Here is a 10,118-nt window from a genome sequence, read left to right as displayed (position 1 = left end):
CCTCTCCCCTTGACCCCTCCCCCAAAGCGAAAATATCTTTCATACGTGACCCACGAAGTGAAGGAAATTTTCGCGGGCGAAGCCCCGCCGGCCCCCGCGGCCCTCGCGGCGAAGGTGCGCACGCTCGCCCCTTCGATGACCCGCTCCATGCAGCGCGTCGCCGAGGCCGTGGCCGCCGACCCCGCCGGCTGTGCGGCCCTCACGGTCACCGGCCTCGCCGAACTGACCGGCACCAGCGAGGCGACCGTCGTCCGTACGGCCCGCCTCCTCGGCTACCCCGGCTACCGCGACCTGCGCCTGGCCCTCGCCGGACTCGCCGCCCAGCAGCAGTCGGGCCGCGCCCCCGCCGTGACGGCCGACATCGCGGTCGACGACCCGATCGCGGACGTGGTCGCCAAGCTCGCGTACGACGAACAGCAGACGCTCGCCGACACGGCGGCCGGGCTTGACACGGTCCAGCTCGGCGCGGCGGTCGCCGCCCTCGCCGCCGCCCGCCGTATCGACGTGTACGGCGTCGGGGCGTCCGGCCTGGTCGCGCAGGACCTCACCCAGAAGCTCCTGCGGATCGGTCTGATAGCCCAGGCGCACAGCGACCCGCACCTCGCGGTGACGAACGCAGTGCAGCTGCGCGCCAAGGACGTGGCGATCTCGATCACGCACTCCGGGTCGACGGGCGATGTCATCGAGCCGTTGCGGGTCGCGTTCGAGCGCGGGGCCACGACGGTCGCGATCACCGGGCGTCCGGACGGTCCCGTCACCCAGTACGCGGATCACATCCTCACCACGTCCACGGCCCGGGAGAGCGAGCTGCGGCCGGCGGCGATGTCCTCGCGGACGAGCCAGCTGCTGGTGGTGGACTGCCTGTTCATCGGGGTCGCGCAGAGGACGTACGAGACCGCGGCGCCCGCGTTGTCGGCGTCGTACGAGGCGTTGGCGCACCGTCACCGGAGCACACCTCGATAGCCGCGGTTCGAGGCCGGTGGGTAGCTGCAGGTGTGTGGGGGCTGGTCGCGCACCTGAAAGACAAAGGCCAGGCGCCCCGGCACTCTGAAACCCGCGGACGAAACTTCAGCACCAGAACACCCCGTACCAGAAAGAGCCGTCGTACATGACCTCCAGCGCCGATGCCACCGACGCCCCCTCGCACTCCTCCCCCTCCAACTACCGTGATGTGCGGGCCCAGTTGGAGAGCCTGACCACTGAGGCCTTTCGGCCCGAGTTGTCCGAGATCGATCAGTTGCCGACGCTCGACATCGCGAAGCTCATGAACGGGGAGGACGCGACCGTGCCGGGCGCGGTCGCCGCGCAGCTGCCGAGCATCGCGGCGGCGATCGACGCCATCGCCGAGCGGATGGGGCGCGGCGGGCGGCTCGTCTACGCGGGCGCGGGCACGGCCGGCCGGCTCGGGGTGCTGGACGCGTCCGAGTGTCCGCCCACCTTCAACACCGACCCCTCCGAGGTCGTCGGCCTGGTCGCGGGCGGCCCGGCGGCGATGACGACGTCGATCGAGGGCGCGGAGGACTCGGCGGAGCTGGCCGTGGAGGACCTCTCCGCGCTGGACCTCACGGCGGACGACGTGGTCGTGGGCGTCTCCGCTTCGGGCCGCACCCCGTACGCGATCGGTGCGGTGGAGCACGCGCGGGCGCTCGGTGCCCTCACGGTCGGCCTGTCCTGCAACGCGGACAGCGCCCTGGCGGCGGCGGCCGACCACGGCATCGAGGTGGTCGTGGGCCCCGAGCTGTTGACCGGATCCACCCGCCTGAAGGCCGGCACGGCACAGAAGCTCGTCCTCAACATGCTCTCGACGATCACGATGATCCGCCTCGGCAAGACGTACGGGAACCTGATGGTCGACGTACGCGCCTCGAACGAGAAGCTGCGCGCCCGCTCCCGCCGTATCGTCTCGCTCGCCACCGGCGCCTCCGACGACGAGATCGAGGCGGCCCTCGCGGCAACGGACGGCGAGGTCAAGAACGCCATCCTCACCATCCTGGGCAACGTGGACGGCCCGACGGCTACCCGCCTCCTGGAGGAGAGCGACGGCCACCTGCGCGCGGCACTGGCAGCGGCGCTCCGCTGACCGGCACGCTCCCCTCCCGCCGTCCGCCGGAAGGAGCGACGCCCGTGACCGGGAAGCCGGGAACCGACCGAACGACCTGCATGGCCTGCCGGCTCACCTCCGGCACCGAGCACCTCCCGGGCGGGACGGTCCACCGCACCGCCCTGTGGGTCGTCGAGCACTGCGTCGGCCCTCTGGGCCTGGGCACGCTCGTCGTCAAACCGCTCCGCCACGTCCTCCACATCGCCGACCTGACACCGCCCGAGTCCGCCGAACTGGGCCCGCTCCTTCGACGGGTAGCCGCCGCCGTCACCGCGGTGACCCGCCCCGAGCAGGTCTACGTCTGCCTCTGGTCCCACGCGGGCGCCGTACCGGGCCATGTCCACTTCGTCGTGCAGCCCGCCCTGAAGGCCGACCTCGATCTGTACGGGGTACACGGGCCGGCCCTGCAGATGGCCATGTTCGACGCGGGCGCCGTACCGGACGAGGAGGCGGTGGCGGAGGTGTGCGAGCGAATGCGGGCAGAGCTGGACTGTCAGTGGGACGTGGGAGTCTAGGGAGGCCGAACAGGAAGGGGTACGAGAACCGTGAACCACGCGCAACTGACCGCTCTGGGCCGCGCCCTGCGCGTACTCGGCGAGCACGGGGACGCCCTGTCCTCCGACACGCAGGACGCGAAACTGCATGAGGTGAAGGCCGATCTCAAGCGGGCTCTGGATCTGCTGGAGGAGACCGTCACGACGGCGGCGCCGACCACGCGGTGCCCCGAGCACCCCACGGGCCCGGTCGACCAGGACGCCCCGGACCTGTGCCTCCTCTGCGAGACCCGTCGCCGTCTCGCCCGCCGTTCGAAGGTCAACGACTCGTTCCCGCAGGGCCGTCCGACCGCCCCGGACGAGATCGGGGAGCGCACGAAGTCGCGTTACGGAGTGCGGGGCGACCGGCCCCAGCCCCAGCAGCGCTGGCTCCCCGAGCTGTGGACCGGCCAGACCTGGCAGCTCTGCGGCACGCCCCGCCGCGACAAACAGGAGGCGGAGCTGTATCTCGCCGCCCAGCGCCGGGGCCCCCGCCCGAGCATGGCCTACCGACTGGTGCACGAGTTCACCGACTACGAGGTGCTACGGATCTGGGGCACCCCCGTGAAGATCGACATCGAGCCGATGGGGAACATCTAGCCGGGCGCCGCGCCTCTAGCCCGACACCTCGGCGATCCACTTGATGAAGGCGCCCGGGTCCTGGTCGGCGCCGTGGCCGGCGTCCCAGTAGTAGGCGGTGTCGACGTCGTCGCCCAGGGACGTCAGGCGGGCGGAGAGGTTGCCCGCGACCGAGAGCGAGGTGTCGCTGTCCTTGGTGCCGAGGCGTATCCACCAGTGCTTCGACCGGTTCCGGTTGAGGTCCTCGACGAGGTGGTGCATCGGGTTCATCAGGTCGAGCTTCGCGGGGATGTCGGCGTCGAGACGGGCGCTGTCGCCGTTCTCGTGACGCAGGCTGTAGAGCGTGAAGTGGCGTGCCTTCGTCGTCCCCGTACCGAACAGGTTGTTCTCGGGGGTGGCCAGGTCGAAGCCGTCGAACGACGGCGCGTTCTTCTTCCGGGCGCCCACATGGGTGAGGAAGTCGGCCCAGGAGAAGGCCGCCCGGCCGCCGGACCAGGTGATGAAGGTGTTCGCGGAGAGATAGGCCGCGCGGTCCGTGTCCGACAGGGCGGCGAGGTACCGGGTGGCCGACGGCTCAATGTGGGTCTTCAGCAGGTACTCGTCGAGGTTGCGCGCGGTGAGCCTGCCGAAGCCCTTCGCCCGCAGCCCGAGTGAGGCCAGATAGTCGCCGTACGCGGCCTTCAGGTCCCGGGAAACGGCCGGGTCGACCTGCGCGCCGCTGCCCAGCGGGTTGTCGCCCCAGCACCACTCGTACGCCGCGTCGGAGTGTTCGAGGTCGGTGATCGGGCACCAGGCGCCGACGGCGAAGATCGCGTCGCTCGCGTCGGCCGCGCCGATCGCCTTCAGGTACGGGTCGTAGAGCGGGCTGTCGCCGGACGCGCCCAGCAGCGAGGACAGGGCCCCGCCCGCGCTGACGCCGGAGGAGACGATCCGGTGCACGTTGCCCGGGACCCGGCCCTTGTTGGACTTCAGGTACCGCACGGCGGCCTTCAGGTCCACGATGGCGGCCGGTGCCGTGCCGTAGTACGTCCCGGTGGCGTCGACGAGGGTACGGCCGCGGGCGCCCGGCTCCACGACGACGTACCCGGCGGCGAGCGCCAGCGCCTGGCGGCTGGTCCCGCCGCCCATGCCGGACGCCACGATCCCGGTGTTGTTCGCCACGGACGACGGCATGTAACCGCCGATGGCGTTGGCGAGGAGGATCGGCGCGTCGGTGGCGTCGACGGGCACCCCGTCGATCCGCACCGGGACGCTGACGTTCAGGGACTGGTACGCCGCGTCGACCGGCTTCGCCACGTACGAGGCGACCTTGTGGAAGCGGTGGACGACCTCGTGGGCGATCCCGTCGGTGTCCTTGATGGTGATGGTGGACTCGGTGTAGGCGCCTGGGTCGAAGACCAGGGATGAGCGTCCCGCGGCTGCCGAGGGCGCCGAGGAGGTCCCGCTCCCGGCCCGAGTGGCTTGCGCGGCCTGCGCGGCCTGCGCGGCCCGTGCCCCGGAGGCGAACCCGACCGCCGGTACCGCCGCGGCTGCCGTGAGTCCCATGACCACTGCTCTACGCTGCACTTCCGTCTCCTGTCTGCACGGCCCATACGGTCAACAACCGTTTGCCAACGCCCGGTTGGGCGCCGACGGACCCCAGTGCAGCAGCGATTTCTTAAGACTTCCTGTGCCCCTCCAGCCGCGGCACAGGGAACCGGCCACCACTCCCCAGCACCACGTCCTGCCTGGTCCACCGCCATACCGAGCGAATCGCCCACAAAATTGTCAGCAATTTTGGCGCATTCTCGCGCGGAACGCGGGCGCGGACCCCATCCCCGGGTTACGCATCGTTTCAATCGATACCGTATCGATTGAATTAACAGCGGTAGCATGCCCCCATGACCGCCGACGCTCCCCGCCCCGCCACCACCACCTCACGTGCGACCGACCGCCCCGGGGACGCCTCGCCCTTCGCTCTCGGTCTGCTGCTGCGGCAGGCGCACTGGCGGGCGGCAGCGGTGATGTCGGAGGCGCTCCGGCCGCTCGGCATCGAGTTGCGGCACTTCGCCGTGCTGATCGTGCTGGTCGACCGCGGCCCCACCGTGCAGCGGGACCTCGCGGCGGCGACGGGGACGGACAAGGCGGGAATCATGCGGGTCGTCGACGACCTGGAACGCAAGGGCCTCGCCGTACGCAAGTCCGTTCCGGAGGACCGGCGGGTGCGGGCGGTGGAGATCACACGGCAGGGCATCGAGCTCTTCGACGCGGCCCACGCGGGGGCGGAGCCGCTGGCCGAGAGCCTGGTCACCGACCTGGCGCCCGGCGAGCGCGAACTGCTGACGGACCTGCTGACCCGGTTCGCCTACCCCGCGGACGGCGAGGCGTAGGCGCGATCCCGCGCCAGGGTCGGGCTACGCGGCAAGGCGTTCCGCGAGTGCCTTGGCCTTGGCGGTCGCGTCCCTGAAGGCGCGCTCGCGCGAGACCTCGTAGAGGGGGATCAGCTCGGACATGGCCGGGTTACTGGGGGCCATGGTGAGTTCCGGGACGATGAATTCGACGTCCAGGCCGAGGGCGCCCTGGAGGACGACCTCCAGGTAGTTCTGCACGAACTCGAAGCCCTCGCGCGGGGTGCCCGGCGCGTAGGAACCACCACGGCTGGCGACGACCACGACCGGGGTGCCCTGGGCGGAGGGGGCCTCGCCCGCCGTACGGCCGAGCAGGAACACGTTGTCCAGCCATGCCTTGAGGGTCGACGGGATCGAGTAGTTGTGCATGGGCGCGCCGATCAGGACGGCGTCCGCCCGCTCCAGCTCCTCCATGAGCCGCACGCGCTCACCGAACGCGGCGGCCTGCTCCGGCGTGCGCTCGGACGGGTCCGTGAAGCCGGCGGACCAGGCGGCGGCGGTGATGTGCGGCACCGGGTCGGCGGCGAGGTCGCGGTGGATCACCCTGCCCTCCGGGTGCTGCTCCTCCCATGCCTTGCGGAAGGCGTCCGCGACCGAACGGGACGAGGACGCCTCGCCCGGGAGCACGGACGAGTCGATGTGCAGCAGCGTGGTCATGCGCTTTCTCCAAGGATGCGGGGCCCGGGCGGGGAGCCGGGGCAGAGGATTCGTACTCGGAGACAGTTAAACACGAGACAGTATCGAATGATACCGTCGTGGTCGATACGTAAATCGAGAAGTGGACCGAGACGGAAAAGATGCCGTCGAGCGGCGGCGGGCAGATGGGAGGTAGGCGGCCTTGGACGTCTATGAGGCGGTCACGAGCCGACGGGCGGTGCGCGAGTTCACCGACCGGCATGTCCCGAGGGAGGCACTGGAGCGCGTACTGTCCACGGCGGCCCGGGCGCCGTCCGCGTCGAACCTCCAGCCGTGGCACGCCTACGTGCTGACCGACGGTCCGCTGGCCGGGCTCAAGAAGCGCGCCGGTGAGCGCCTGGCCGCGGGCGACCCCTGGGACGAGCCGGAGTACGAGATGTACCCACCCGAGCTGAAGTCCCCGTACCGCGAACGCCGTTCCGCCTTCGGTGAGCAGCGCTACGGCTCGCTCGGCATTCCGCGCGAGGACCTGGAGGCGCGCCAGCGGGCCGCCGCCGCGAACTGGGAGTGCTTCGGCGCGCCCGCCGCGCTGTTCTGCTACATCGACCGCGACCTGGGCCCGGCCCAGTGGTCCGACGTCGGCATGTATCTGCAGACCGTCATGCTGCTGCTCCGCGCCGAAGGGCTGCACAGCTGTACGCAGATGGCGTGGGCGAAGTACCACCGGACCGTCGCGGAGGTTCTGTCACCCCCGGACGAGCTCACCCTCTTCTGTGGCATGTCGATCGGGTTCGAGGACACCACACTGGGATACACCCGTACGGGCCGGGCTCCGCTCGACGAGACGGTCGTGTTCGTCGAGGCTTGAGTCCGAGTCGGACGAGAGCACAGAGCCGTAGCAGGAGCAGTGGCAAGAGCAATGGCGAGAGCAGCTGGGAGGCGGCCCGCGATGGCGACGATGGGGAACCTGCCCGAGGTGGTGTCACGCGAGGAGTGGCTCGCGGCCCGCGAGGAACTGCTGGCGAAGGAGAAGGAGCTCACCCGGGCACGCGACCGGGTGAACACCGACCGGCGGCGCCTGCCGATGGTCCGCGTCGACAAGCCGTACACCTTCGAGGGCCCGGACGGGACCGTGTCCCTGCTCGACCTGTTCGAGGGTCGGCCCCAGCTGGTCATGCACCACTTCATGTGGACGTACGACATCGACGCCGACGGCACCGAGCACCCCCGCGACACCGGCTGCCCGAGCTGCTCCTCCGCCGCCGACGGCATCGCCGGACTGCGCCAACTGCACGCCCGCGACACGACGTTGGCCGCGGTGAGCCGCGCGCCCTACGCGAAACTCGCCGCCTACCGCGAGCGGATGGGCTGGACGTTCCCCTGGTACTCCTCGGCCGGCGGCGACTTCAACTTCGACTTCCACGCGACGGTCGACGACCGCGTCGCGCCGGTCCAGGTCTTCCACCGCACCGAGGCCGAACTCGCCGAGGCCGGAATGCCCTGGTCGGAGAGCATGCGCGGCGACTGGCCGGGCATCAGCGCGTTCCTGCGGGTGGGCGACGAGGTGTTCCACACCTACTCGACCTTCGGCCGTGGCATCGAGGAGTTCCACAACGGCTACCGCTGGCTCGACCTCACCGCGCTCGGCCGCCAGGAGGCCTGGGAGGAGCCGAAGGACCGCGCGACCCCGCGCGGCATGGAGGTCGGCGGCCCCGGGATGCGTATCCCGGACGAGTACGACGAGGACGACGAGTAAGAGGTCTGAGACGGGACGTGTCAGACGGGACGTGTGAGGCGGGTTGTCGATGCGGCTGCATCCGGGCGAGACCGAGGCCGTCGGCTGGCGGGTGGTGACCGTGCGCGACGCCGTCCGGCAGCTGCGCGAGGCATCGCCCGACGTCACCGGACGTCCCCGGATGATCGCGATCGACGGCCGGGGCGGCGCCGGCAAGACGACCCTGGCCGAGCGGCTGCGCGAGGCGGTGCCCGACTCCGCCGTCGTGCACACCGACGACGTCGCCTGGAACCACGCCTGCTTCGACTGGGGCGCCGCGCTCGCGGAGAACGTCCTACAACCCCTGCACCGGGGTGAGTCGGTGGACTTCCGCCCTACCCCCTGGATCACCCACGACCGGCCCGGATCGATCACCGTCCCCGCCGGTGCCGACGTCATCTGGGTCGAGGGCACCGGCATCATCCGCGAGGAGCTCGCCCCGTGGCTGGACGCCTCGGTGTGGATGCAGGGCGACCTCGACGAGCAGGAGCGGTTGCTGACCGTCCGCGACGGCGACTCCCCCGAACAGCGGGAGCACGTGGCCAACTGGCTCCTGGAGGAACTGCCGTTCATGCTGCGGGAACAGCCGTGGGCCCGGGCCACCCTGATCGTCGCCGGCCCTCCGTGGACCGCCCACGACCCGGACACGGAGTTGGTCGTCGCCCCGCCGACGGGCCCGTAGTCCGGCCGCCCGCCCGGTCACGGCAGCCGCCCCTCCCAGTTGAGCCGCCGCACCCGGGCCCGCAGCACCTCCCCCACCGGAGCCTCGCCGACCGCCTCCGGCGGACAGTCCCACTCCCGCCCGCCACCCACGGGCCGCAGCTGTACGTAGCCGCCCTCGCGCCCCATGACCTGCCCGACCCGACCGTCGCGCAGGTCGACCGCGTACTCCCGGCTCACGTGTCCCCACCCGCCGCCGCCCCGCGCAGCGCGTCGGCCAGCCGGACCGCCGTCCGTACGTTGCAACGCCCCAGCTCCACCAGTGCGTACGGTTCACCGGTGGCCGCCGTCACCGGGTCGACGCCGAGCGACGGCAGCGCGACGCCCGCCCCCTCCAGGGCCGCCCGGAGGCACGCCACCACGTCCTCCGTCGACCGCACCCGCTGACTCGACGTCATCTCCATCGCGCCCTGCCTCCACTCTGAGTGTTCACGTTCACCACACAGCGTGGCCGTCCCGGCTCTAACCTGGCCAGAGACGGCGCCCCAACAACACCTCCTGTCGGACAGGGAGTTGCACATGCCTGGATCGAAGGACCTTGACCCGTCCTCCTCACCTCGCGCGCTGCTGGGCGCGGAACTGAGACACGCGCGCGAGAAGAAGGGGCTCAGCCAGGAGCAGTTGGGCCAAAGGCTGTTCGTAAGCGGGTCCTTCATCGGCCAGCTGGAGGCGGGGACTCGTCGGATGCAGGCGGAGTACGCGCGCATGCTTGACGACGCCCTTGAGACGGCGGACTTCTTCGCACGGAACTGCAAGGCGGCAGCCAAGTCGAAGCATCCGGAGCACTTCGCCGACGCGGTGGAAGCGGAGGAGCAGGCCACGGCGATCAGACAGTACGCGCCTCTGCTGATCCCCGGACTGCTCCAGACTCCTGCGTATGCGCGGACCGTGTTCCGTGCGTACCGACCGACGGCATCGGACGCGAAGCTCGACGAGATGGTGACGCTCCGGATGGACCGAGCCCGCATTCTCGGCGGTCCAACAGAACCGTTGTTGTGGGTGGTGATCGACGAGGCCGCACTGCGCCGCGTGACGGGCGGACGCCAAGTGATGGCGGAAGCCCTGCGCCACGTCGTCGCCGTGGCGCGCCGCAACCAGGCCATCGTGCAAGTCATCCCGTTCGGAGCCGGTGCGCATGCGTCGATGGAGGGTTCGATCAAGCTGATGGACTTCGATGACGCTCCACCACTGCTCTTCCTGGAAGCGGTCGGAACCGGCCGACTGGAAGACGACCCCCTCACCGTCAAGCAACAGCGGCGCAGCTTCGAACTGCTCACGGCCTGCGCACTGTCGCCGGACAGTTCCCTGGCCCTCATCGGGACGATGGCGCAGGATTACTCCCATGAGGAACACCCCTGACACCTGGCGCAAGTCGACGTACAGCGGCG

13 protein-coding genes are annotated in these 10,118 nt (G+C 70.6%); 9 read left to right on the top strand and 4 right to left on the bottom strand.

All coding sequences use genetic code 11. The features are described 5' to 3' along the window. Positions 1-45 precede the first annotated feature (45 nt). The 4 genes from AOK17_RS33770 (at position 46) to AOK17_RS33755 (ending at position 3,234) form a co-directional block, all read left to right on the top strand. On the top strand, positions 46-963 hold the full coding sequence (locus AOK17_RS33770; protein WP_055616389.1) for a MurR/RpiR family transcriptional regulator: 918 nt from the start codon (positions 46-48) through the stop codon (positions 961-963). A 145-nt stretch (positions 964-1,108) separates the two neighbouring features. Beyond that, complete coding sequence (gene murQ / locus AOK17_RS33765; RefSeq protein ID WP_055616388.1) at positions 1,109-2,080, top strand: N-acetylmuramic acid 6-phosphate etherase; 972 nt, start codon at positions 1,109-1,111, stop codon at positions 2,078-2,080. Between the two features lie 44 nt (positions 2,081-2,124). Next, positions 2,125-2,616 carry an HIT family protein gene (locus tag AOK17_RS33760; RefSeq protein WP_245697548.1) on the top strand — a complete coding sequence of 164 codons (492 nt, stop codon included), beginning with the start codon at positions 2,125-2,127 and terminating at the stop codon, positions 2,614-2,616. 30 nt (positions 2,617-2,646) lie between these two features. Then, positions 2,647-3,234 (top strand): hypothetical protein, encoded by a 588-nt coding sequence (locus AOK17_RS33755; protein WP_055616387.1) that lies wholly within the window; start codon positions 2,647-2,649, stop codon positions 3,232-3,234. A 15-nt stretch (positions 3,235-3,249) separates the two neighbouring features. Here AOK17_RS33755 and AOK17_RS33750 read toward each other — a convergent pair whose 3' ends face one another. Then, a complete protein-coding gene (locus tag AOK17_RS33750) occupies positions 3,250-4,758 on the bottom strand; it encodes a subtype B tannase (protein ID WP_055616386.1) in 1,509 nt (502 codons plus the stop codon). A gap of 335 nt (positions 4,759-5,093) precedes the next feature. On the opposite strand from AOK17_RS33750, the gene AOK17_RS33745 reads away from it, so the two are divergent. Beyond that, the gene (locus AOK17_RS33745; protein ID WP_055616385.1) at positions 5,094-5,582 is read left to right on the top strand and encodes a MarR family winged helix-turn-helix transcriptional regulator; all 489 of its coding nucleotides are present in this window, start codon (positions 5,094-5,096) and stop codon (positions 5,580-5,582) included. 24 nt (positions 5,583-5,606) lie between these two features. Here AOK17_RS33745 and AOK17_RS33740 read toward each other — a convergent pair whose 3' ends face one another. Then, the gene (locus tag AOK17_RS33740; protein WP_055616384.1) at positions 5,607-6,257 is read right to left on the bottom strand and encodes an FMN-dependent NADH-azoreductase; all 651 of its coding nucleotides are present in this window, start codon (positions 6,255-6,257) and stop codon (positions 5,607-5,609) included. Between the two features lie 181 nt (positions 6,258-6,438). Between AOK17_RS33740 and AOK17_RS33735 the strand changes: the two genes are divergently transcribed. The 3 genes from AOK17_RS33735 to AOK17_RS33725 all read left to right on the top strand — a co-directional run bounded on the left by AOK17_RS33735 (position 6,439) and on the right by AOK17_RS33725 (position 8,692). Next, complete coding sequence (locus tag AOK17_RS33735) at positions 6,439-7,104, top strand: nitroreductase (protein ID WP_055616383.1); 666 nt, start codon at positions 6,439-6,441, stop codon at positions 7,102-7,104. Positions 7,105-7,185: 81 nt separating this feature from the next. Beyond that, positions 7,186-7,992, top strand: coding sequence for a DUF899 domain-containing protein (locus AOK17_RS33730; RefSeq protein WP_055616382.1), 807 nt, complete (start codon positions 7,186-7,188; stop codon positions 7,990-7,992). 49 nt (positions 7,993-8,041) lie between these two features. Beyond that, a complete protein-coding gene (locus AOK17_RS33725; RefSeq protein ID WP_055616381.1) occupies positions 8,042-8,692 on the top strand; it encodes a uridine kinase family protein in 651 nt (216 codons plus the stop codon). A gap of 17 nt (positions 8,693-8,709) precedes the next feature. On the opposite strand, the gene AOK17_RS33720 is transcribed toward AOK17_RS33725, so the two are convergent. Together AOK17_RS33720 and AOK17_RS33715 are read right to left on the bottom strand one after the other, a co-directional pair. Beyond that, positions 8,710-8,910: a hypothetical protein gene (locus AOK17_RS33720; protein WP_055616380.1), complete on the bottom strand. Its 201-nt coding sequence runs from the start codon at positions 8,908-8,910 to the stop codon at positions 8,710-8,712. Next, positions 8,907-9,134 carry a hypothetical protein gene (locus tag AOK17_RS33715; RefSeq protein ID WP_055616379.1) on the bottom strand — a complete coding sequence of 76 codons (228 nt, stop codon included), beginning with the start codon at positions 9,132-9,134 and terminating at the stop codon, positions 8,907-8,909. The genes AOK17_RS33720 and AOK17_RS33715 overlap by 4 nt, the downstream gene beginning before the upstream one ends. A gap of 115 nt (positions 9,135-9,249) precedes the next feature. On the opposite strand from AOK17_RS33715, the gene AOK17_RS33710 reads away from it, so the two are divergent. Then, positions 9,250-10,089, top strand: a complete 840-nt coding sequence (locus AOK17_RS33710; protein ID WP_055616378.1) for a helix-turn-helix domain-containing protein — start codon at positions 9,250-9,252, stop codon at positions 10,087-10,089. The last annotated feature ends 29 nt before the right edge of the window (positions 10,090-10,118 follow it).

Source organism: Streptomyces phaeochromogenes (genome assembly GCF_001418655.1).
Taxonomy (GTDB): domain Bacteria; phylum Actinomycetota; class Actinomycetes; order Streptomycetales; family Streptomycetaceae; genus Streptomyces; species Streptomyces phaeochromogenes.
The sequence above is the reverse complement of the archived record's forward strand: the minus strand, read 5'-3'. Positions and strand labels throughout refer to the sequence as shown.